This window comes from Alcaligenes sp. SMD-FA (assembly GCF_025960365.1).
In the GTDB taxonomy this organism is placed as follows: Bacteria; Pseudomonadota; Gammaproteobacteria; order Burkholderiales; family Burkholderiaceae_B; genus Alcaligenes; species Alcaligenes aquatilis.
Genome location: NZ_CP110108.1, coordinates 2,280,119 through 2,303,138 on the forward strand (window position 1 = coordinate 2,280,119; position 23,020 = coordinate 2,303,138).

Genomic DNA, 23,020 nt, shown 5'->3' on the forward strand with positions numbered 1-23,020 from the left:
GCCTCAGTCCTGTTCGCGGCTGGCCAGGTAGTCTTCGTAGCCACCACGGTAATCAACCAGACGGCCTTCAGGCATCACTTCGATAATGCGGGTTGCCACACCGGATACGAACTCACGGTCATGGGACACGAAAATCAGGGTGCCTTCAAACTTTTCCAGGGCCATCTGCAAGGACTCGATGGACTCCATGTCCAGGTGGTTGGTGGGCTCGTCCAGCAACATGACGTTATGCCGGCCCAGCATCAGACGCGAGAAGGTCATGCGGTTTTTCTCGCCACCGGACAACACCTTTACAGGCTTGATGATGTCATCGGCCGAGAACAGCATGCGACCCAGCACAGAACGCAGAGACTGATCGTCGTCGCCCGCCTGACGGAACTGGCTGATCCAGTCAAACACATTGTCTTCGGTGTCGAATTCGTCCGATACGTCCTGAGCCATGTAGCCGATATCGGCGTTTTCGGACCAGACGACCGAACCGCTGTCGGGAGCCAGATCACCAGCCAGCAAACGCAGCAAGGTCGTCTTACCCACACCGTTCGCCCCCACAATCGCAATTTTCTCGCCCGCATCAATCATGGCCGAGAAGTTCTTGATAACGGGATGATCGTAGGATTTGCTCAGCCCTTCGATGGTGACGGCCAGACGATGCAGGACTTTTTTCTGTTCAAAGCGAATAAACGGATTCTGACGCGAAGAAGGTTTGACTTCGATAGTGTCTGCTTTCAAGCGACCAATCTGCTTCAGACGCGACGTCGCCTGACGGGACTTGGACTTGTTGGCGGCAAAACGGCGCACAAAGTCCTGCAGCTCGCCAATGCGCTCTTTGGCCTTGGAGTTGGCCGCCAACACGCGTTCGCGCGACTGCACGGAAGCCAGCATGTAATCGTCGTAATTGCCGGGGTAGACACGCAGCTCGCCGTAGTCCAAATCGGCCATGTGGGTGCAAACCTGGTTCAGGAAGTGACGATCGTGACTGATGATGATCATGGTGCTCTGGTAACTGTTGAGCACATCTTCCAACCAACGAATGGTATTGATATCCAGGTTGTTGGTCGGCTCGTCCAGCAGCAGGACATCAGGATTGGAGAACAGGGCCTGTGCCAGCAGCACACGCAGCTTCCAGCCCGGAGCAATTTCGCTCATGGGCAACTGGTGCTGTTCGACCGGGATTTCCAGACCCATCAGCAGTTCACCGGCACGGCTCTCGGCGGTGTAGCCGTCGTACTCGGCAAAACGGGCCTCCAGCTCGGCGGCCTTCATGTAGTCTTCTTCCGTGGCCTCTGGATTATCGTAGATGGCATCACGCTCTTGCATGGTGCTCCACATTTCGGTGTGGCCCATCAACACCACATCCAGCACACGTTTGTCTTCGTAAGCAAACTGGTCCTGACGCAGCTTGCCCAGGCGCACGCCCGGGTCCAGCGATACATTACCCCCGCTTGGCTCCAGGTCGCCGCCAATGATTTTCATGAAGGTAGACTTGCCCGACCCGTTGGCACCAATCAGGCCATAGCGGTTGCCTCCGCCCAGTTTGACACTGACGTTTTCAAATAAAGGCTTGGCACCAAACTGGATCGTTAAATTAGCGGTGGAGATCACGTAAACGTACTTTGAAAAAGGTTGAGTTCAACCCAGTAGTGTATCAAGCAGGCGCGAAATCCGTTAGTGTTCGTGCTCATCTAGGACCAGATAAGCCATGCCATCCTCGGTGGCCAGGCCCACTTCCTTGCCAACAGGCAGGCTGACTTTGACCTCCACATGGCCATACGGCAGGCCCGTTACGACTGGAACCTTGACGGTTTCACGCAACCAGCGCACCACCGAATCCATATCGAAACCATTATCCGAAGCGCCCGTTTTGTAGGCCGTGAAACGGCCCAACACCACCGCCATTTGGCGATTCAGAACGCCAGCATGCCAAAGTTGCGTCAACATGCGCTCGACCCGATACGGGGCTTCGCCCACGTCTTCCAGAAACAAGATGCCACCGTCAATATTGGGAAAATAAGGTGTGCCCAGCAAAGAGCAGACCACGGCCAGATTGCCGCCCCACAAAATGCCATGGCCATCGACAGCATCCGAATCCTCGGACTCAAAGCTGAACAACTCCAACTCGCCACGCATCAACTCGCCAAACAGCTCGGTGGTCAGCTCATCGGTTTCATCGCCGCCGAAATCGGCAATCGCCGTGGGGCCGGTGTAGCTGATGGCCCCTGTTTGCGCCAGCAAGGCCAGATTGAAGGCCGTGAAATCCGACATGCCCACAAAACGCTTGCCGCTATCGGCCACCGCGCGCCAGTCGATCTGGCCCAGAATGCGGCTCAAACCATAGCCGCCGCGTGTCGCCATCACAATGGGCTGGGGCTGCTGCAAGGCCCGCTGTACAGCGGCCAGGCGCTGGGCGTCCGTACCGGCAAAGCGTTCGTGCACTTCCAGAGCGTCCGGGTCTATGTCCACGGCAAAGCCCAACTGATTCAGACGCTGGCTTGCCAGCTCCAAACGCTTGGGTTCAAGGATCTGGCCAGAGGGCGAAAACAGGTAAATGCCCGAACTGTCCTGCTGCCCACAATGGCATTGGCCATGTTCGTGGTGATGGTGATGGTGGTCGTGCTCGGGGCTGCTCATGATGAACCTTGATAATAAAGTGCTGATATTTTAGCGAGACTACGGGGTGCCATCCAGCGGCGATTGGACTGTTTGAGCCTGCTTTTGCAACTTCTTTTGTTCCCGTCGTTCGCGGAAAAAATCCCGTAAGGCCTGGGCCGCCTCCTCGGACATCAAACCGCCCGAAACACGGGTGTGGTGATTCAGAGTGGGATGCAAGTGCAAGGACTCCACGCTACCACACACCCCGGTCTTCGGATCGGCTGCCGCCCACACCACGCGTGACAGACGCGCATGCAGCAAGGCTCCCAGACACATCATGCAAGGCTCCAGAGTCACAAACAAACTGGCTCCAGGTAGGCGGTAATTACCGACCTTACGGGTTGCGGCACGCAGGGCCACGATCTCGGCATGCTGAGTGGGATCGTGATCACAGACCGTGCGATTGGAGCCCACAGACAACAGCCTGCCATCCGCATCCAATAGTACGGCACCGACCGGCACTTCGCCGATGCTGGCTGCCAGTTGAGCCTGTTCCAGGGCTAAAGCCATCGCCTGAGCATCACTCAAAACGTCACTGTCTGTTTGCGGTGGTAAGCTAGTTGGCATTGTCACATCCATTGCGTTATTCAAACCCTGTCGGCACAGCAAAAGGGTCATTTTACTGTCTATGCAGAACACTCCTGATTCTCACGCTATTTTGTGTGTTCGAGGCCTGAGCAAACAATACGCAAACGGGCATCAAGCCCTGCACGCTTTAGACCTGGATATCTGGCGAGGCGAAATCTTTGCCTTGCTCGGTGCCAACGGCGCAGGCAAAACCACCTTGATCAGCATTATCTGCGGGCTGGTCAATCGCAGCAGCGGCACCGTCCTGGTAGATGGGGCAGACAATGTCACCGACTACAAGCGCGCCCGCCAGAAAATTGGCTTAGTGCCACAAGAGCTGAGCGCCGACTCCTTCGAGACCGTCTGGAATACCGTCAGTTTCAGTCGTGGCCTGTTTGGCAAAGCCGCCAATCCGGCCCTGATTGAACAGATTCTGAAAGACTTGTCCTTGTGGGATAAAAAAGACAGCCCCTTGATTACGCTCTCGGGCGGCATGAAGCGCCGCGTACTGATTGCCAAAGCGCTTTCTCACGAACCTGAAATCCTGTTTCTCGATGAACCGACCGCCGGTGTGGACGTGGCCTTGCGCCAAGGCATGTGGGCCTTGGTCAAGCGATTGCGCGATCAAGGGGTCACCATTATTTTGACCACCCACTACATCGAAGAAGCCCAGGAAATGGCGGACCGCATTGGCTTTATCAATAAAGGCTCACTGCAACTGGTCGAGACCAAACATAATCTGATGCGCCGCCTGGGCGGCAAAACCCTAAGTTTGACTTTGGCTGAGCCGCTCAGCGCCCTACCCGCCTCGCTGGGTTCACTGGGCCTACAGACCTCCGCGGACGGCATGAGTCTGCTCTACCCCTTGAACAACCGCGACCAGGAACACGATTTGAGCAGCTTGCTGGCGGCTATCGGCCAAGCAGGGCTGAACATTACCGACATCCATACCCGTGAACGCAGTCTGGAAGATATTTACGTTGAGTTTGTAGGGGCACAATCATGAATTGGTACGCCATTCTGGCTATTTACCGCTACGAAATGTCGCGCACCCGTCGCACACTACTGCAAAGCATTGTGGCACCCGTGATTTCTACCGCCTTGTATTTTGTGGTGTTCGGCGCTGCCATCGGCCATCGCTTCAATGAAATTGGCGGTGTGCCCTACGGCGCATTTATTGTGCCTGGGCTGACCATGCTGTCAGTGCTGACGCATAGCGTCTCCAACGCCGCCTTCGGAATTTACTTTCCACGCTTTACCCGCAATATTTACGAGATTCTGTCAGCGCCCATTTCCCACTTTGAAGTGACCCTGGCCTTTGTGGGTGCAGCAGCCACCAAGTCGTTGTTTCTGGCGGCCATCATCCTGATTACGGCGCGCTTGTTTGTCCCTTACGAGATTGCCCACCCCGTCTGGATGCTGTGCTTTCTGGCACTGACCGCCCTGACCTTCAGCCTGCTGGGTTTCATTATTGGCATCTGGGCCGACAATTTTGAAAAACTACAGTTTGTGCCCATGCTGATTCTGACCCCCCTTACCTTTCTGGGCGGCACTTTCTACTCTATCGACATGCTGCCCGAATTCTGGCAAAAGCTGACCTTGCTGAATCCAGTGCTGTACCTGATCAGCGGCTTTCGCTGGAGCTTTTTTGATCTGGCCGATGTGAATGTGTGGCTGAGCCTGGGGATGACACTGCTGTTTTTAAGCGTGTTTCTGGGCGTGGCTGCCTGGATTTTCAAGACGGGATACCGGTTGCGGCCTTGAATAAAAATGGCCGGGACGATCCCGGCCATTTTTTGGCAATTCAAACAAGACCCGTCTTAACTAAATGCTGAGCGCTAAACGACCCGTAAGAGCCACTCAAACAGGACGCACCACGCAATCCATGAAACTGGCCTGATCGCCATACTGACGCAACTTTGCTTCCAGCACGGGAGCAGGAACACCTTCAATGGGCTTATAGCCAAGACGCTGCCAATACCCTACTGCCGGTCCTAAAGACACGAGACTGCAACGACGCAGACCACGCTGCCAGGCGTAGCGACGACCGGCCTGCAACAAGGCCCCGGCCACACCACGGCCTTGTGCTCGGCGCATCACGGCGCAATCGTGAATAAACCATTGGTCTGCAGGCGCAGGCAAGCTGTTCAAGGCATCCCCCAGGGACGGCGGCAACAGCCCCGCCCAGGGATAGGACACCAGATACCCTTGCAATTGATCGTCGGCATCGCGTGCCACCCAGCAGCTCTCCGGCGCCAGTTCCAGGCGGTTCTGATAAAAGCTGCGGTCTTCCAGAATATCCGCGTCATACACATCAGCCTGAACCTCCAGCACCTGGTCCAGATCGTGCAAACGCATTAATTCAATCTGTAAAGTCATACCTACTACACAGCGGCCCACTACTGCCACCGAGCCATTTCACTTTGTTAATCGCGGAAGTTATCGTACTGCAAAGGCAATTCCACCTCGGTCTGTTTAAGCAACGCGATGGCAGCCTGCAAGTCGTCCCGTTTTTTGCCAGTCACACGCAGTTTCTCACCTTGAATCTGCGTATCCACTTTCAGCTTGGCGTTCTTGATGGCGGCAATCAGCTTCTTGGACGTAGGCTGATCCAGCCCCTGGCGCACTTTCACTTTCTGACGGGCACCGGCCACGTTTTCCAGCACTTTTTCCGTATCCAGGCAACGCACATCAATACCACGGGCTGCAATACGACCACGCAAAATCTGCATCATTTGCTCCAGTTGAAACACGCTGGGAGCCGACTGCAAAATGGTGTTCTCGTCTTCAAGTTCAAATTTGGCATCCGTACCTTTGAAGTCAAAACGGGTAGCCAACTCGCGGCTGGCTTGTTCGACTGCGTTACGCAATTCGTGGGTATTGACCTCGGATACAACGTCAAAAGATGGCATTCCTAACCGTCCTGTTCCTTAAGTGCAGACAGGCCGCATAAAGCGACCTGTGTGCTTTTTAGAAAACGCTGGTCTTAGTCCGAAGCGGCTTGCTTGGCCTGCTGACGCAGCGCGAATTTCTGTATTTTACCTGTTGCCGTTTTGGGCAACTCTATAAAACTGAAATGTCGCGGTATTTTAAAGCCAGCCAAGTACTGACGGCAATGCGCGCGCAGTTCTTCCACGGTGACTTCCGCACCGGGACGCAGTTCCACGTAGACATGAGGCGCTTCGCCCCACCGTTCATCAGGCTGAGCGACGACAGCGGCCGCCTGCACGGCCGGATGCCGATACATGACGTCTTCAATCTCGATGGAGGAAATATTCTCGCCCCCGGAAATGATGATGTCCTTGCTGCGATCCTTGATGCGCACATAGCCGTCGGGTTCGCACACTGCCAGATCGCCAGTATGAAACCAGCCTGCTCCCAAGGACTCCTGAGTGGCTTCGGGATTTTTCAGGTAGCCCTTCATGGTGATGTTGCCACGGAACATGATCTCGCCCATGGTCTGACCATCTGCAGGTACAGGCTGCATGGTCTGTGGATCCAGAACCTGCACTGCCCCTTGCAGGTGATAGCGCACGCCTTGGCGGGCATTGCGCTGCGCACGTTCCTGAATGCCCAGTTCATTCCAGGGAGCATGTTGTGCACAGACCGAGGCTGGACCATAGGTTTCAGTCAGGCCATAAACGTGGGTCAGTACAAAACCCATACGCTCCATGCCTTCGATCATGGTGGCTGGAGGTGCAGCGCCTGCCACCATGGCCGACACACCCTTGGGCAGGCGGGACTTCAAGGCTTCGTCGGAGTTGACCAGCAAGGAATGCACAATGGGCGCACCACAGTAGTGGGTAACGCCATAATCGACCATATTGTCCACCATGGCCTGGGCTTCCACCTTGCGCAAACAGACGTTCACGCCAGCACGAGCCGCGATCACCCAAGGGAAAGTCCAACCATTGCAATGGAACATGGGCAGGGTCCACAGATAGACCGCATGCTTGGGCATGTCCCATTCCAAGACGTTGGACAAGGCCCCCAGATACGCGCCACGGTGGTGATAGACCACGCCTTTGGGCTTGCCGGTAGTACCGCTGGTGTAGTTCAGGGCAATTGCATCCCACTCGTTGGCGGGCAATTGCCATTCGTAATCCGGGTCACCTCCGTCAACAAACTCTTCATAGGTTTGCGAGCCGATGCGCTCTGCGCCAGTGTCAAAATAAGTGTCCACGACGTCAATAACCAGAATGGGCTCTTTGCTTTCGCGCAGGCTCAGGGCTTCTTTCATGACGGCGGCAAATTCGCTATCCACCAGAACCGCACGCGCTTCGCCGTGATCGAGCATATAAGCGATGGTGCTGGCATCCAGACGGGTATTCAAGGTGTTTAACACGGCGCCGCACATCGGCACGCCAAAGTGAGCCTGAACCATGGGCGGAGTATTGGGCAACATCACAGCCACGGTGTCGCCCTTGCCTATCCCTGCCTTGGACAAGGCACTACCTAGCTGACGGGTGCGAGCATAAAGCTGCGACCAGTTCATCTTGATGCCGTTTTGGGCGGGCCCGTAAACCAGAGCCGGGTAGTCAGGGTAGACAAAAGCACTGCGCTCGATGAAATCCAGCGGCGACAAAACACGATAATTGGCGTCTGTCTGGGGCAAATCCTGATCGTAAATACTCACCACAAAGTCTCCAAAAAAAGGGCGGGCTAACCGAAATCCACGGCGGTCCGTCTGATAATTGCGCTCATACATTAGCTGGCTACAGCGCTTTGGGCAAGGTCGCCTTTTCAGCTATAGAGGCGCATAATGACACGCTATCTAAGGTATATATCGCGACCGGCTGACTGCTCGCTGACAGTTTGCCCCCTACCCGAAGGTGCTTCATGCCCGTAGCCATGCTGTATATTGCCGCCGGAGGTGCACTGGGCGCACTGCTGCGGTGGCTCCTGAGCCAAGGTCTCAATGTCCTGTTCCCTACGCTGCCCCCCGGTACTTTGCTGGCTAACTTGCTTGGCAGCTATTTGATGGGCATTGCGATGGCCTATTTCAGCGGATTGGGGCTGGGCCACGAAGGCTGGCGCATGTTCATCATGACAGGTTTCCTGGGCGGCCTGACGACCTTCTCTACCTTCTCTGCCGAAATCATGACCCTGATGATGCAACAGCGTTATATCTGGGCCTTGGGCGGCATCGCCATCCATGTCGTCGGCTCCTTGGTGATGCTGGGTCTGGGCATGGCCACCTGGGGCCTGCTGCGGGGACAGACATGATAGACGTGCATTTTCTGCAAGCCGGCTCCCCTCCACCGGATGTGGAGCAACGTTTCGGGAATCAGAACGCCTGGTTCAAACGTGCCTTGCAAGCTCTGGAGGTGAATGTCCACACTTGGCGAGTCCATCAGGACAAGGCCCTGCCCGCAGCAGACTGCCCGGACCCTGTCGTGATCAGCGGTTCCTGGAGCATGGTCACTGACGAGCCGGACTGGAGCGAAAATCTGGCCGCCTGGATTCGGGAGCGCTATCAGACCCCCATGCCTTTGCTGGGTATTTGCTACGGTCATCAATTAATGGCTCACGCCTTGGGCGGACGTGTGGATTACCATCCTCTGGGAGCCGAGGTGGGCTATCTACCCATTCACCTGTCCGAGCAGGCGCACGAGCATGAGTTGCTGACCCATCTACCCATGCAGTTCCCTGCCCTGCTCACGCACCAGCAAAGTGTGCTGAGTTTGCCGGACCATGTGCAAGTGCTGGGCAGTTCCGCCCACGACCCCTATCAAATCCTGCGGTACGGCCCCGCGCAGTGGTCAATCCAGTTTCATCCTGAGTTTTTTGCCGGCCTGCTGCGATACTGCGTGCTGCGAAAGGCTGAGTCCTGGCGAACCCAGGGCATAGACCCGAAAACCCTGGCAGACCCCATTCAGGACACGCCTGACGCCCGTCGTCTGCTGTGCCGCTTTGTGCAGATTTACTCGTCCAGCGGCCCCAGTGGACGACGGAAAAATTCGCCAGGGGTTTGACCCATCAAATCCCGAAAAGCCGCTACAAAGGCCGACATGCTGTCGTAGCCGCATGCCAGGGCGACATCAGTCACCCTTTCATGTCGCTCCAAAAGAGGCAAGGCACTCATGACACGCAAGCGCTGACGCCAGACCCGAAACGTCAACCCCGTTTGCTGGCGAAACAAACGGCTCAAGGTTTTTTCGGACAAACCCTGTTGCTCTGCCAGATCCTGCAAACTCCAGTCACCCGATGGGTGGGCCTGCAATTGCTCACACACTTGCAAGAGGCGCGGGTCCGAAGGCCAGGGCAGAATCAGGCCGCTTTCAGGTGCAGCCAGCAAACGATCCAGCAAGACCTGCACCAGGCGCCCCTGTGCCCCCTCTCGCTCATACAACACAGGCAAAAGGCTGAACTCGCGAATCAGCTCGCGCAACAAACGGTCTACGATCACCACGCGACACACCGTTGGTGCTTCAGGCAAGGCACTGACATCAATATAAAGACTACGAATCTGGGCATCGGGTGAGCTACGCACCCCATGCTCAACGCCTGCGGGCACCCATACCGCCTGCTGAGGCGGTGCCATGAAACGACCGCTGGCCGTGCGCACCTCGATCACCCCAGTCAGGGCATAGGAAAACTGCACCCAGGGATGTCGATGAGGACGAGCAATAGCTTGATTGGGCAAGGTACGCTCCTGGCCATACAAAGGCCTGGGCAGGTAGCGCAACTGCTGCAAACTCGCTGGAATTGGCTCCGCCGGCATCAGAATGTCCGTTTGTCGATAATCCATATCCGTTTAGCGATAAACCCCCAAAAAAGTCTACGGTACAGTGAGGCCTTTCATAACACAAGCCTTTCAAGCCTCTAACAAATCCATGCTCTCTCAACTACGACTGCTTTTTGACAACTTCACCCTGATTCTGATCAGCGTGGTGGCACTGGCAAGTTTCTTTCCCGCCTACGGCCAAGGTGCGGTGATCTTCGATGTGATCACTGGTCTGGCCATTGCCCTACTGTTCTTCATGCACGGAGCCAAACTGTCCCGCGAAGCCATCATTGCCGGAGCAACCCACTGGCGTTTGCACTTGCTGGTCTTTGGCTGCACGTTTGTCATATTTCCGCTGCTGGGTCTGCTGTCCAAGCCCATCTTGCTGCCATTGCTGGGCATGCCTTTGTTTGTGGGCATTCTGTACATGTGTGCCCTGCCCGGCACCGTGCAATCGGCCATTGCCTTTACCTCCATTGCTCGTGGCAACGTACCTGCTGCCATTTGTAGCGCATCAGCCTCCAGCCTGATCGGTATTGTGCTCACGCCAGTGTTGCTCAAGCTCTTGCTGGATGCTGATGGTGGCTCGGCCGCCTCGACCTTGGATGCCATCAAAAAGATCAGCCTGCAGTTGTTGCTGCCCTTTGTCGTCGGCCACCTGATGCGCCCCCTGATTGGCAAATGGATGGATCGCAACCGCAAATGGCTGCGCAGCGTCGATCAATCCTCGATCTTGCTCGTGGTCTACACCGCTTTCAGCGCCTCGGTCATTGGTGGACTGTGGCAGACCGTACCGCCCAAGTCTCTGGCTATTCTGGCTGTGGTCTGCCTGGTCTTGCTGGCCATCATCCTGTTCCTGACCACTTGGCTGGCTCGTAAACTGGGTTTTAATAAAGAAGACGAAATTGCGATTGTCTTCGGTGGCTCCAAGAAAAGTCTGGCAACCGGCGTGCCCATGGCCCAGGTCCTGTTTACCGGTGCTGCGATTGGCCCAGCTCTGCTGCCCATCATGATCTTCCACCAGATTCAATTGATGGCTTGTGCATTCATTGCGAATAAATATGCGCAGCGTCCAGAAACACCAAATGAAAAAGCACAACTGCAACGTGCTTGATCGGAAGGACAAATGAAAATGGCCTGGTTTCTTGGAAACCGGGCCATTTTACTGACTGGAAGCAAAACCCCAACCGGTACGTTGAATAGTTCATCAAGGCAGCTTGATAGGCAGTTTACGAACGCCTTTTCAAGGGCTGGTTTGAGCTTATTTATAGATCCGAAATGTACACAAAAATAGTGGTGCCATCGTACCTGAATGAGCCATCAGGATTCTTTTGATTCAGCACCTTGCGCAAATCAACAGGATGCAGCCACCCTGCCCCCAGCAGACCGCCATTAATCGCTCTGATCTCCGTTCCACCCACCGCAATGGCGGCATGGAAGAACTGCATGCCTGCGACTCGACAAAATCCAATAGCCTTGCCTCCGGGCAAAGAGCTTTGCCCATCCCACTTCCTGCCTTTTGAAAAATTAAATAAAGGTAGCCAGTTCTGGGCAGATATGGACGTTAATTGTTCATAACTAATTTTGGCGTTATACAAATAACGCATATACGCTGCGGCGTCATAGCAAACGCCTTTCATATATGCCGTAATATCATCCGGACCATGAATAAGATATCTGTCTGCATAAATGATTCTATCGGGCGCTGAGAGTTTGGCGGTTTTCGTGCCTTTATCTGTCAAATTCATGGCTAAACCCTTATAAACAGATGAAAAACCTCGGCACATAGTAGCAGCAAATACTAATTTACATTCTTAAGGAAGTACTATTTACCGATTGAATTAAACAATCAACATCCAGCACTGCGCCTAACTAATAGATTAATTAAAAAAGTTAGATAATTTTATAAAAATAATTAAAAACCAAACTAGCAAACAATTAACAAGTAAATCATTCCTAACAAGCGTCTCCATAAACTTGTATTTTCCATCCAAACAAAAAGAGCGCTGAAGCACGCTACTGCTCCAACGCCCTGCTCAACACGCGCCAAACAACGCTACATCCAAACTGCTCACTTCAGCTTGTTGATCTTGTCGTTCAAGGTTGCTGCCGATAACTCCCCTGCCCGCACATCCACCAAACGGCCCTGCTCGTCCAGGAACAAGGTGGTTGGCAAGCCTCGGCTACGTACGGCCTGGCCCAGTTTCATTTGTGGGTCACGCCACATATTGCCCAGCTCCAGGTTCTCGTCCATCAGGTACTTCTGGATTTCACCCAGTTCCTCGCCCTGATTCGCAAACACAATATTGACATCCGAACGGCTGGACTGCACCTGCTTGAAAGCCGGCATTTCTCGACGACAAGGAGGACACCAACTGGCCCACAAATTGACGACAGTCACCTTCCCCTGATATTGATCCAGGCTCTGCGGCGCGCTGAAATCAGCCTGCATGGGGATCAGGTCTATTTCGGGTAATGGCATGGTCGGCTCTACACCGCCTCGGCCGACTGCCACCATGATCAAAGAAAAAGCGGCCACACCCACGGCCAGGCCGCCGGACACGGCTGGCAGCATCGCCTTGTCACGCAGCACACGCCACAGCACATAAAACCAGCCTGCCGTCACAGCGGCAGGGATCATCAGGCCACCGTCACGCAGATCCAGCCAGTGCAATGGCTCGCTTTGGTAGAACTCCCACTGCTGAATCAGAAAGCCCAAACGTCCAACCAGCACGCCCAAAATAATCGCCCGCCACAAGACCGATTCGGCCCGGGTCTGCCTGCGTCTATCCAGCCAGGCGGCCAGAAACAACCCCAGTAATGCCGCGACCATAAAAGCAAACAAAGAGGTGGCAAAGGTAAAGGGGCCGAGCTGTATGCTTTGCATAAACATCAATCCTGACAAGACCAAGTAAAAAGAGACCCGCCATAAGCGGGTCGGGGCAATAAAGACAGACAGCGGCGCGGCTAAAAGATTCCCTAAGTCAGGAGGCCTTGCCCAAGATCTGCATGAATTGACCCATTTTCGTGTGGCACTTGATACCGGGTTCCAACTCTACCCCACTGCTGACATCGATGGCATACGGGCGGTGCAAGGCCACTCGCTCAGCCACATTGTCAATACGCATCCCTCCGGCCAGAACCAAGGGAGGAAGGCCATCCTGGTCTTGCAGACGTGCTTGCAAACCTTGAATCAGTTCGGGATCAAAGGCCGTGCCGGTACCACCGTAGGCATCGTGATAACCATCCATCAACCAGGCGCGTGCATCGCGATAATTCAGGCACTGTTCCAGCAAACCGTCCACTGTATCCAGACCGGGCGCGCCCACCCGAAAAGCCTTGATATAGGGATGTGCGTAGCGCCGGCACTCTTGCGGGCTTTCTTCACCGTGAAATTGCAGCAAATCGGGTTGCACCTGTTCCAGAATTTCCCGCACAACGTTCTCGGAGGCATTCACGAACAGGCTGACTGCCTGCACAAACGCCGGCACACGGGCGCGCAAGGCGACAGCGTGCTCCGTGCTTAACATGCGAGCACTTTTCGGGTAGAAAACAAAGCCCACTGCATCTGCGCCCAACTGCACGGCAGCATCGATATCCTGCGCTCGGGTAAAGCCACAAATCTTGACTCGGGTACGGCTGAACATCGCACATCCTCGAATAAAAAACGGGGGCCAGATGCCCCCGTGTGAATCATAACGCGTCCTTACTGGAAACTGCTGGCGGCATCATCCATTCCAAATCCATAGCTGTCAGAACCATAGGTCGATTCTGTACCGAACTGAATTTGTGAATCATCCAGCAAAACTTCGCCGTGCTTGTAATGTGTGACTAAGCCGGGGAAGGTCAAAACAGCAGCCACCATCAACAATTGAATGATAATAAACGGCACTGAGCCCCAATAAATATCAGTCGTCGACACACGCTTGATACGCTCGCCCGTCACCTTGTCGGTATAGTCATCTTTGGGGGCCACCGAGCGCAGGAAAAACAACGCGAAGCCAAAAGGCGGGTGCATGAAGGAGGTCTGCATATTGACCGCCAACAAAACACCGAACCAGATCAGGTCAATGCCCATCTTGTCAGCAATTGGCCCGAGCAGCGGCACAATAATAAAGGCCAGCTCGAAAAAGTCGAGAAAGAAAGCCAGCAGGAAGGTCAGAATACTGACAATGATCAGGAAGCCCCATTCCCCGCCGGGCATGTCGATCAAGAGGTGCTCGACCCACAGGTCACCATTGATGCCGCGAAAGCTCAGACTAAAGACGGTCGAACCCACCAGAATGAAGACCACAAAGCACGATAGGCGGGTCGTCGATTCCATGGCCTGACGCAGCAGCTTCCAGGATAAGCGGCCACGCGTTACGGCCATGATGATGGCCCCCACCGCCCCCATCGCCCCGCCCTCGGTGGGGGTAGCCACACCAATAAAGATGGTGCCCAACACCAGGAAGATCAGGAACAGCGGTGGCACCATCACGAAAATCACGCGCTCGGCGATTTTGGACAGCATGTTCAGCTTGAGCAACTTGTTGATCAGCGCGATCACCCAGGCCGTTACCCCCCACAACAGCATCAGCACGACGATGTGCTCGTCCATGGGGATATTGGGGTGAGTGGCAAAATAGTGCTGCGAACCAAAGTAGGCCACGGCCGATGCCACAATGCTTAAGACGATCAGCGAGGTCAAACCACGGCTGCCATTAGGCTCCACATACACACGGGCCTCTGGCGGCAAGGCAGGAGCCGACTTGGGCTTGATGTAGGACATCACCACAATGTACAGAACATAGGTCGCCACCAACAGCAGACCGGGCAGCATGGCACCTCGGTACATATCACCGATGGAGCGCCCCAGTTGGTCAGCCAGAATAATCAGTACGATGGAAGGCGGGATGATTTGCGACAGCGTGCCCGAGGCTGCAATCACCCCTGTGGCTAACTTGCGGTCATAGCCATAGCGCAACATGATGGGCAAAGAGATCAAGCCCATGGAGATCACGGAGGCCGACACCACACCCGTCGTAGCAGCCAACATGGCACCGACCAGCACCACGGCAATGGCCAGACCACCACGCAAAGGACCAAATAGCTGACCAATGGTATCGAGCAGATCCTCCGCCATCCCTGAGCGCTCTAAGATCAGCCCCATTAAGGTAAAGAAGGGAACCGCCAGCAAGGTATCGTTCTCGACAATACCAAATACCCGTTGAGGCAAGGCCTGGAATAAGGCCGGCTGCATCATGTCCAGTTCAATGGCGACCAGACCATATAAAATCCCGATTGCCGACAAGGTGAAGGTAACGGGAAAACCCAATAGCAAAAACACGATCAGGTTAAAGAACATGATCGGAGCCAGATTATCAACCAGAAATTCCATTGTTACTGGCCCTTAGAAACAGAGGTTGTTGCTTCGTTTGCCTGGGCAATCTGACGAATTTCCTGGGCAAGTTCTTCTTCTGCGCTCAGCCCACCATTCCTTAATAAGGGGTTGGGACAGACACCGCGCAAAAAGCCTATGCATTTGATCAGGTGGGACACACCGGCCAAAGCCAATAAGGCAAAACCAATGGGGATCAGTAACTTGACAGGCCAACGCACCAGCCCACCCGTATTGGAGGACTGCTCGTTCAGCACATAGGACTGCTCAAAAAACGGAATAGAGAGCCAAAAAATCAGCAAGGTTGCGGGCAGAAGGAAAAAAATCACGCCAATAATATCGATCCAGACCTGAACACGCGGCGGAAAACGTTCCGCTAACGCATCCACCCGTACATGTTCATTCACAAAGAAGGTATAACCGGCCGCCAGCAAGAAAATGGCACCGAACAAATACCACTGCAATTCCAGCCACTGATTGGAGCTGATGCCATACACCTTGCGAACGATGGCGTTAATAGCACTGACCAACACCACGATCAGGGTTAGCCAGGTCACGGACTTACCAACGACCGTATTCAGACGGTCGATCAAACTAGACAATCGTAAGAAAAATTTCATGGCCTTGCTCAGGATATGGTCGCCTTCTGGATTCGCTTGTGGCTCATGCTCGAAGGTGGTCGGCCTTATACAGATAAGAATGTAAGAAACAAAATGGCTTCACATTTTATACGATTCAAGCATGTGAAGCCGGTTCGAATACCGGGGATAAACCCTTTAGACCCGGGCTAAATCATGATTTTTCTGAGACCGTTTCAGCAAATCGCAAGCCACTTAATTCATAGAGCAAATCGTAGGGATTGCGGGTAGGAATATCAAACTGCTGGGGGTAATCTACCCCGGCCAGATACAGACCACTGGCATCGAACGTCGGAGCCGATAAGCGGCGATCGCGCTGCGCCAATAAATGCAAAACCCAATCTGGCGGCTGTCGGCCTTGGCCGATATAAATCAGCATACCCATCAGGTTGCGAATCATGTGATGCAAAAAAGCATTGGCGCTGAAACGGAACAGGAAAAAATCGCCCTGCTGCTCGATATGAATGTGCGACATGGTACGCACCGGGCTGGCCGCCTGACATTGCGAGGAACGAAATGCACTGAAGTCGTGCTCGCCCACCAAATGGTGAGCCGCCTCGCGCATCAAGGCCAGATCCAAGGGGCGATACACCCAGGCAACACGACCATGCAATAAAGGGGAACGCACCCGATGCTGGCGCAACAGGTAAACGTAATGGCGGCCTTGGGCGGAAAAGCGCGCATGAAAATCATCCGGCACTTCGCGCGCCCATTGCACGGCAACGGAGTCCGGCAGCAAAGCATTCAAGCCGCGCACCCACGACTCCAGGCTGCGCTCGGCAGCCGTATCCAGATGAACTACTTGATTGAGGGCATGAACGCCGGTGTCGGTGCGACCGGCGCAGATCGTAGAGACAGGCTGGGCCGTAAAACGGCGCAGTGCCTGCTCCAGAACATCTTGAACGGTGTTGCCACCGGCCTGACTTTGCCAACCCAGCCAGGGCGTCCCTTCATAGCAGACACCCAATGCAATACGTCTCATGGTGGGTTTGCCTTACTGACGAACGGGAGGCTCGTCCGAAGGCGGCTGATCCAGGTCCAGATTGATTTTTTCCAGTTTTTCCCGAACCATCGCTTCGCTAACGGGTGCGGGCGAGTCATCGCCATGGCGATTTTCGGTATTGGCACGGCGCAACACCCAGGTCACCAGGACCACAATTAACGCCAGTACTACGGCCATCACGGCCAACATATGTTCTTGAATCCAGGACACGGTCTTTTTTGCCTTGTTAACTGCACCGGCCATCTTGCCCTGCTCGGGCTCAGATGGTGCGGAAATCGCTCCTGCCACGGCGGCAGAAGAAGCGGCGCCCGAAGCGCCAGAATGCGTGTTGCCCGTAGCAGCATCGCTACCGGCATCCCCCAGACCCAGCTCTTGCGCCGAATCCAGGATTAAATCTTTAGCGGCCTCGCCTTGAGACTGCAAGGCACGGCCCAGGGTGGAGACATTCTCTTCCAATTGCGAGACACGGTCGCCCGTCTCGCGCAGTTGATGCTGCAATTGCTGCTTGGCGTCACGGGCTTGCGTCCCTGCCGACAAGAGCAAACGATCCTGGCCTTGCGCCTGAGCTCCCGGCTCGCCTGAACCCGTTTGCGCCACACCCTGGGAGGCATCAGCCTGATCCTGCCCCTCCTGCGCAGCAGAGCGCAACGCTTGGGCCTGATCGACATAGAGGCGACGAGCTTGAGCATCGTCTATGGACAACATCGCCGCCACATCGGGAATCTGTAAGGTTTGGCCCGCCTTTAGGCGGTGCATATTCTGCTTGATGAACGCATTCGGATTCTGCTTATGAACCGCCATCATCCACTGATAGGCACTGACACCATCCACGGCATGGCGACGCGCCAAGGCATGCAAGGTATCGCCGGATTTCACGCGTACCGCGCTTTGTGCCTTCACATTGGATGGAGTGGTCGAACCGGAAACCTGCACAGACACTGGCGCCTGATGGCCTGCCTGTGTTTGAGTCACCGCTTTGACAGCCACCGGAGCCGGGGCCAGCACGCTGACCTGATGCAGGAACTGTCCGCTATCACTTTGAATCTGCAAGAGCACATCGGCCACAGAACCGGAGAACATCTGCTCGGAAGAGAGCCGAATGCGTCGTACTTGCCCTTGCTCGTCACGCTCGATCACGGTCTTCAGGGAATTCAGATCAACCGGAGGGGTCAAGCCAGCCTGCTGCCAGACCGACAAGGGAGCAGGTGCCACTTTCAGAGACAGGCTTTCTTCCGGACTGATCTGTCGAATACCCACATCCAGCTTGAAAACCTGATTGGGAGCTGACACCAAACGACTATGGCCAATCTCCAAAGCGCAAACCGGTGCGGCCGCCAGCATCCCGGCCACTAGCAGGGCCGAACCCAGCGTACGTACGGGATGAAGGCAGCCAACCATGATTAGAGCTCGCCCAAAGCAATACGCAACATGCGGCGCAGCGGTTCAGCTGCGCCCCACAGCAACTGGTCGCCAACCGTGAAGGCGCTCAGGTACTCGGGACCCATGTTCAGCTTGCGCAGACGCCCCACAGGGATATCCAGCGTGCCAGTCACGGCAACCGGAGTCAGCGAATCTACCGTGGCTTGACGCTCGTTAGGAATGACTTTGGCCCACTTGGAACCTTCAGCCAGGATATCGGTGATCTCGTCCAGCGGTACATCACGAGTCAGCTTGATGGTCAGAGCCTGGCTGTGGCAACGCATGGCACCGATACGCACGCACAGACCGTCGATAGGAATATGCTTGTCCTGCGCACCACGGCCCAGGATCTTGTTCGTTTCCACGCCGCCTTTCCACTCTTCACGCGTCATGCCATTGCCCAGGTCAGAGTCGATCCAGGGGATCAGACTGCCGCCCAGCGGAACGCCGAAATTTTTCTGCGGCAGATTGGGATCGCGCTGTGTCTGCAAGACACCACGGTCGATATCCAGAATGGCCGATGCAGGATCGTCCAGCAGGCTGGAGACGGACTGATTGATCAGACCGAACTGAGTCAGCAGTTCGCGCATGTGCTGTGCACCACCGCCCGACGCCGCCTGATACGTCATGCTGGTCATCCACTCAACCAGATTCTGGTTAAACAGACCGCCCAGACCCATCAGCATGCAGCTGACCGTACAGTTACCACCGATGAATTGCTTGCCACCGTTGGCCAGCGCCGCATCAATCACAGGACGATTGATCGGGTCCAGCACAATCACGGAGTTTTCATCCATACGCAGCGTGCTGGCCGCGTCGATCCACAAACCATTCCAGCCGGCGGCACGCAGCTTGGGGTAGATCTGGCTTGTGTAATCTCCACCCTGGGCGGTCACAATAATGGGCAGCTTTTTCAAAGCGTCAATATCGTGGGCGTCCTGCAAAGGGCCAGCGCCGTCAGCCCACGAGGGAGCTGCGCCGCCAGCATTGCTAGTCGAGAAAAACACCGGCTGAAAAAGGGAAAAATCGCCTTCGTCGCGCATGCGCTGCATGAGCACGGAGCCCACCATCCCACGCCAGCCGACCAAACCTACCGCTTGAGTCATAGTAGTACCACCTGGATATATAAAAAAATAAAACGATAGAAGATACTATCGCAAAGCCTTGAGCACTGCATCCCCCATAGCACTGGTGCTCAGCAATTGACAACCGTCTTCGTAGATGTCGCCGGTACGCAAACCTTGTTCGAGCACGCTGGCAACCGCTGCTTCGATACGTTTGGCCTGGTCTTCTGCATTGAGCGAGTAGCGCAGCAACATGGCAGCGGACAAAATGGTGGCCAAAGGATTGGCTTTGTCCTGACCGGCGATATCGGGTGCCGAGCCATGGCTAGGTTCGTACAAACCTTGCTGGGATGCGTTCAGAGATGCCGAGGGCAACATGCCAATGGAGCCTGTCAACATGGCCGCTTCATCCGATAGGATATCGCCAAACAGGTTGCCTGTGACAATCACGTCGAATTCTTTTGGTGCGCGCACCAATTGCATGGCGGCATTGTCCACGTACATGTGGCTCAATTCCACGTCCGGATACTCACGGGCCACATCAATCATGATGTCGCGCCAGAACTGGGATGTTTCCAGCACATTGGACTTGTCCACGCTGCACAAACGCTTTTGACGTTTTTGTGCGGCCTGGAAACCCACGTGGGCAATACGGCGCACTTCGCTTTCGGCATAGTGCATGGTGTCAAAACCCTGACGCTCGCCAGCAAAGTTGCCCTCTTCCACGGTACGCACACCGCGCGGCTGACCGAAGTAGATATCGCCCGTCAGTTCACGCACGATCAGGATATCCAGACCGGACACGACTTCTGGTTTCAGGGTGGAGGCGTTAGCCAGTTGCGGGTACAGAATGGCGGGACGCAGATTGGCGAACAGGCCCATGGCACGACGCAGGCCCAAAATAGCTTGCTCGGGACGCAGGTGGCGCTCCAGCGAATCGTATTTCCAATCACCCACAGCCCCGAACAACACGGCGTCGGAGCGTTGGGCCAGGCTCAGTGTTTCAGGTGGCAGAGGATGGCCGTGCAGGTCGTAAGCGGCGCCGCCCACCGGAGCCACGGTCATTTCCAGATCCATGCCCAGAGCGCCCAGTACGCGCTGAGCTTGTTCGGTAATCTCGGGACCGATGCCGTCACCGGGCAATACTGCGATTTTATGAGTCATGATGAGTAGGACGTAAAAATTAGAGAGTAAGAGTGAAGAGCGCCGGCCCGACGACCGAAGCATCTTGGCCGCCATAGGCAGGCCGCAACAGCGAGGCTTCTACAAGGCCGGCACCCATGTTCAAGGTTGGCCGACCAACCAAGGGTGGCGGGCCAGACGCTCGGCCTCGTACTGACGGATCATGTCCGCTTTCTGCAAGGTCAGACCAATTTCATCCAGGCCATTCAAGAGGCTGTGCTTGCGCGAGGCATCAATGGTGAATGGCAACTCCCGACCTTCAGGTGTGATGACGCGCTGCTCGGCCAGATCAATACGCAGCTTGTAACCGGGGAAGGCTTTGACTTCATCGAACAGGCGGGCAATATCCAGCTCGTTCAGGACAATAGGCAGCAAGCCGTTCTTGAAGCTGTTGTTAAAGAAAATATCGGCGAAAGACGGCGCAATGATGGCGCGAAAACCATATTGCATCAGCGCCCAGGGCGCGTGCTCGCGGCTGGAGCCACAGCCAAAGTTCTTACGCGCCAACAGCACAGAAGCGCCCTGGTAGCGGTCCTGGTTCAGCACAAAATCCGGGTTCAGCGGACGGCGGGAATTATCCATGCCGGGTTCACCGTGGTCCAGATAGCGCAGTTCGTCAAACAAGTTGGGGCCAAAGCCGGTGCGTTTGATGGATTTGAGGAACTGCTTGGGGATGATCAAGTCCGTATCCACATTCTCCCGATCCAAGGGAGCGACCAGACCTTCATGAGTAGTAAATGCTTGCATGGTATGGATTTCCTCAGCTGAACGAACGCACGTCGACAAAATGGCCAGCAATAGCGGCGGCAGCCGCCATGGCTGGGCTGACCAGGTGGGTACGACCACCCTGCCCCTGACGTCCTTCAAAGTTACGGTTGGAGGTCGAAGCGCAACGCTCGCCAGGTTCCAGACGGTCGGCGTTCATGGCCAGGCACATGGAGCAGCCGGGCTCACGCCATTCAAAACCGGCATTCAGGAAAATCTTGTCCAGACCTTCTTGCTCGGCCTGACGTTTCACCAGACCGGAGCCAGGAACAATCATGGCTTGCTTGACGTTGGAAGCCACTTTACGACCCTTGGCTACGCTGGCGGCCGCACGCAAGTCTTCAATTCGGGCATTGGTACAGGAGCCAATGAATACGCGATCAATGCGAATATCGGTCAAAGGCATATTGGGCGTCAGGCCCATGTATTCCAGGGCGCGTTCCATGCCGTTGCGGGCAACGTCGTCCTTTTCCTTGTCTGGATCCGGTACGCGGCTGTCGATAGGCAACACCATTTCCGGTGACGTGCCCCAGGTCAACTGAGGGGTGATCTGACTGGCGTCGATACGGATCACGCGGTCAAATTCGGCGCCTTCATCGGTATGCAAGGTGTTCCAGTAGGCCACGGCTTGATCCCACAACACGCCTTTGGGCGAGTAAGGACGGCCACGCAGGTACTGAATGGTCTGTTCGTCCACCGCCACCATGCCCGAACGCGCACCGGCTTCAATCGCCATATTGCACACGGTCATGCGGCCCTCCATGGACAAGGCGCGAATCGCCGAGCCGCCGAACTCAATGGCATAGCCTGTACCACCGGCCGTCCCGATCTGACCGATCACATACAAGATCAGGTCTTTGGCGGTACAGCCAAAAGGCAGCGTGCCGTCCACCTGGATCAGCATGCTTTTGCTTTTCTTCATCAGCAGAGTCTGGGTGGCCAGCGTGTGCTCCACTTCCGATGTGCCGATACCAAAAGCCAAAGCGCCCACGGCTCCGTGCGTGCTGGTGTGGGAGTCACCACAAACCACCGTCATGCCGGGCAAGGTGGCGCCCTGCTCGGGGCCAACAATGTGCACAATGCCCTGACGCACGTCGTTCATGCGGAACTCGGTAATACCGAACTCTTCACAGTTGGCGTCCAGAGTATCAACCTGCAGGCGCGAGATCGGATCTGTAATGCCGTTCTGGCGGGAAGTGGTGGGAACGTTGTGGTCCGCCACAGCCAGGTTGGCACTGATGCGCCACGGCTTGCGGCCAGCCAGTGTCAGACCTTCAAAGGCTTGGGGGCTGGTCACTTCATGCAGCAAGTGGCGATCAATGTAGATCAAACAGGTGCCATCCGCGTCCTGATGCACGACGTGTTCGTCGAACAACTTATCGTATAAAGTTTTTGCCATTGCGCTCTCGCGATTCAGTTAAGACGACAACCCGCACAGAGCAGGCTGCATATAAATTTTTTCTTATTATGACAGGCGCAGTAACTGGGACAAGGACATTCACTATCCTAGTATTAGAACTACCAGGATAGCCAAATAAAGAAAAAGCCTAGCAATCTCAACATGATCGAAGGCCCTACTGGCCCGACAGCGCACGGCCGGCATCCGGTCGCCGGGGCACAACTGGT

The 23,020-nt window shown here is 55.3% G+C and carries 23 protein-coding genes; 5 read left to right on the forward strand and 18 right to left on the reverse strand.

What is annotated here, in order from left to right; genetic code table 11:
- Positions 1 to 3: 3 nt before the first annotated feature.
- From OKX01_RS10525 to tadA, 3 genes are all read right to left on the reverse strand, one after another.
- Positions 4 to 1,602: an ABC-F family ATPase gene (locus OKX01_RS10525; protein WP_094196899.1), complete on the reverse strand. Its 1,599-nt coding sequence runs from the start codon at positions 1,600 to 1,602 to the stop codon at positions 4 to 6.
- Positions 1,603 to 1,665: 63 nt separating this feature from the next.
- Entirely contained in the window at positions 1,666 to 2,628 is a 963-nt protein-coding gene (locus OKX01_RS10530) for an LD-carboxypeptidase (protein WP_125276744.1), read from the reverse strand.
- Between the two features lie 39 nt (positions 2,629 to 2,667).
- Positions 2,668 to 3,216, reverse strand: a complete 549-nt coding sequence (gene tadA, locus OKX01_RS10535; protein WP_166727010.1) for a tRNA adenosine(34) deaminase TadA — start codon at positions 3,214 to 3,216, stop codon at positions 2,668 to 2,670.
- Positions 3,217 to 3,277: 61 nt separating this feature from the next.
- Here tadA and OKX01_RS10540 point away from each other — a divergent pair, with 61 nt between their 5' ends.
- Positions 3,278 to 4,222, forward strand: coding sequence for an ABC transporter ATP-binding protein (locus tag OKX01_RS10540; protein WP_264671719.1), 945 nt, complete (start codon positions 3,278 to 3,280; stop codon positions 4,220 to 4,222).
- A complete protein-coding gene (locus OKX01_RS10545) occupies positions 4,219 to 4,980 on the forward strand; it encodes an ABC transporter permease (RefSeq protein ID WP_094196902.1) in 762 nt (253 codons plus the stop codon). The genes OKX01_RS10540 and OKX01_RS10545 overlap by 4 nt, the downstream gene beginning before the upstream one ends.
- Before the next feature lie 96 nt (positions 4,981 to 5,076).
- Here the strand turns inward: OKX01_RS10545 and OKX01_RS10550 are convergent, their stop codons facing one another.
- The 3 genes from OKX01_RS10550 to OKX01_RS10560 form a co-directional block, all read right to left on the reverse strand.
- Positions 5,077 to 5,595 carry a GNAT family N-acetyltransferase gene (locus OKX01_RS10550; RefSeq protein WP_413544449.1) on the reverse strand — a complete coding sequence of 173 codons (519 nt, stop codon included), beginning with the start codon at positions 5,593 to 5,595 and terminating at the stop codon, positions 5,077 to 5,079.
- A 47-nt stretch (positions 5,596 to 5,642) separates the two neighbouring features.
- The gene (locus tag OKX01_RS10555; protein ID WP_108727566.1) at positions 5,643 to 6,128 is read right to left on the reverse strand and encodes a YajQ family cyclic di-GMP-binding protein; all 486 of its coding nucleotides are present in this window, start codon (positions 6,126 to 6,128) and stop codon (positions 5,643 to 5,645) included.
- A 74-nt stretch (positions 6,129 to 6,202) separates the two neighbouring features.
- Complete coding sequence (locus OKX01_RS10560) at positions 6,203 to 7,855, reverse strand: acyl-CoA synthetase (RefSeq protein WP_094198364.1); 1,653 nt, start codon at positions 7,853 to 7,855, stop codon at positions 6,203 to 6,205.
- A gap of 200 nt (positions 7,856 to 8,055) precedes the next feature.
- Here OKX01_RS10560 and crcB point away from each other — a divergent pair, with 200 nt between their 5' ends.
- Both crcB and OKX01_RS10570 read left to right on the forward strand, forming a co-directional pair.
- Positions 8,056 to 8,442, forward strand: a complete 387-nt coding sequence (gene crcB / locus OKX01_RS10565) for a fluoride efflux transporter CrcB (protein ID WP_094196917.1) — start codon at positions 8,056 to 8,058, stop codon at positions 8,440 to 8,442.
- Positions 8,439 to 9,191, forward strand: coding sequence for a glutamine amidotransferase (locus OKX01_RS10570; RefSeq protein ID WP_094196918.1), 753 nt, complete (start codon positions 8,439 to 8,441; stop codon positions 9,189 to 9,191). The genes crcB and OKX01_RS10570 overlap by 4 nt, the downstream gene beginning before the upstream one ends.
- Here OKX01_RS10570 and OKX01_RS10575 read toward each other — a convergent pair.
- Positions 9,140 to 9,967 (reverse strand): AraC family transcriptional regulator, encoded by an 828-nt coding sequence (locus tag OKX01_RS10575; RefSeq protein ID WP_264671720.1) that lies wholly within the window; start codon positions 9,965 to 9,967, stop codon positions 9,140 to 9,142. The two genes, OKX01_RS10570 and OKX01_RS10575, sit on opposite strands and share 52 nt — an antisense overlap.
- An 85-nt stretch (positions 9,968 to 10,052) precedes the next feature.
- On the opposite strand from OKX01_RS10575, the gene OKX01_RS10580 reads away from it, so the two are divergent.
- Positions 10,053 to 11,057, forward strand: a complete 1,005-nt coding sequence (locus tag OKX01_RS10580; protein ID WP_094196920.1) for a bile acid:sodium symporter family protein — start codon at positions 10,053 to 10,055, stop codon at positions 11,055 to 11,057.
- Positions 11,058 to 11,208: 151 nt separating this feature from the next.
- On the opposite strand, the gene OKX01_RS10585 is transcribed toward OKX01_RS10580, so the two are convergent.
- The 11 genes from OKX01_RS10585 to leuC all read right to left on the reverse strand — a co-directional run bounded on the left by OKX01_RS10585 (position 11,209) and on the right by leuC (position 22,793).
- Positions 11,209 to 11,691: an urea amidohydrolase gene (locus OKX01_RS10585; protein WP_199827822.1), complete on the reverse strand. Its 483-nt coding sequence runs from the start codon at positions 11,689 to 11,691 to the stop codon at positions 11,209 to 11,211.
- A 323-nt stretch (positions 11,692 to 12,014) separates the two neighbouring features.
- Complete coding sequence (locus OKX01_RS10590; RefSeq protein WP_094196921.1) at positions 12,015 to 12,830, reverse strand: TlpA disulfide reductase family protein; 816 nt, start codon at positions 12,828 to 12,830, stop codon at positions 12,015 to 12,017.
- Between the two features lie 97 nt (positions 12,831 to 12,927).
- Positions 12,928 to 13,590, reverse strand: a complete 663-nt coding sequence (locus OKX01_RS10595; RefSeq protein ID WP_108727569.1) for a phosphoribosylanthranilate isomerase — start codon at positions 13,588 to 13,590, stop codon at positions 12,928 to 12,930.
- A 59-nt stretch (positions 13,591 to 13,649) separates the two neighbouring features.
- The gene (locus OKX01_RS10600) at positions 13,650 to 15,323 is read right to left on the reverse strand and encodes a TRAP transporter large permease (protein WP_094196923.1); all 1,674 of its coding nucleotides are present in this window, start codon (positions 15,321 to 15,323) and stop codon (positions 13,650 to 13,652) included.
- 2 nt (positions 15,324 to 15,325) lie between these two features.
- Complete coding sequence (locus tag OKX01_RS10605; protein WP_094196924.1) at positions 15,326 to 15,943, reverse strand: TRAP transporter small permease subunit; 618 nt, start codon at positions 15,941 to 15,943, stop codon at positions 15,326 to 15,328.
- A 172-nt stretch (positions 15,944 to 16,115) separates the two neighbouring features.
- Complete coding sequence (gene truA / locus OKX01_RS10610) at positions 16,116 to 16,943, reverse strand: tRNA pseudouridine(38-40) synthase TruA (protein WP_094196925.1); 828 nt, start codon at positions 16,941 to 16,943, stop codon at positions 16,116 to 16,118.
- Positions 16,944 to 16,955: 12 nt separating this feature from the next.
- Positions 16,956 to 18,362, reverse strand: coding sequence for a FimV family protein (locus tag OKX01_RS10615; protein ID WP_264671721.1), 1,407 nt, complete (start codon positions 18,360 to 18,362; stop codon positions 16,956 to 16,958).
- A 2-nt stretch (positions 18,363 to 18,364) separates the two neighbouring features.
- Positions 18,365 to 19,489, reverse strand: coding sequence for an aspartate-semialdehyde dehydrogenase (gene asd / locus OKX01_RS10620; RefSeq protein WP_094196927.1), 1,125 nt, complete (start codon positions 19,487 to 19,489; stop codon positions 18,365 to 18,367).
- A gap of 45 nt (positions 19,490 to 19,534) precedes the next feature.
- A complete protein-coding gene (gene leuB / locus OKX01_RS10625) occupies positions 19,535 to 20,611 on the reverse strand; it encodes a 3-isopropylmalate dehydrogenase (protein WP_094196928.1) in 1,077 nt (358 codons plus the stop codon).
- Positions 20,612 to 20,731: 120 nt separating this feature from the next.
- Positions 20,732 to 21,376 (reverse strand): 3-isopropylmalate dehydratase small subunit, encoded by a 645-nt coding sequence (leuD, locus tag OKX01_RS10630; protein ID WP_009462149.1) that lies wholly within the window; start codon positions 21,374 to 21,376, stop codon positions 20,732 to 20,734.
- 13 nt (positions 21,377 to 21,389) lie between these two features.
- Positions 21,390 to 22,793, reverse strand: a complete 1,404-nt coding sequence (gene leuC, locus OKX01_RS10635) for a 3-isopropylmalate dehydratase large subunit (protein ID WP_264671722.1) — start codon at positions 22,791 to 22,793, stop codon at positions 21,390 to 21,392.
- Positions 22,794 to 23,020: the final 227 nt, after the last annotated feature.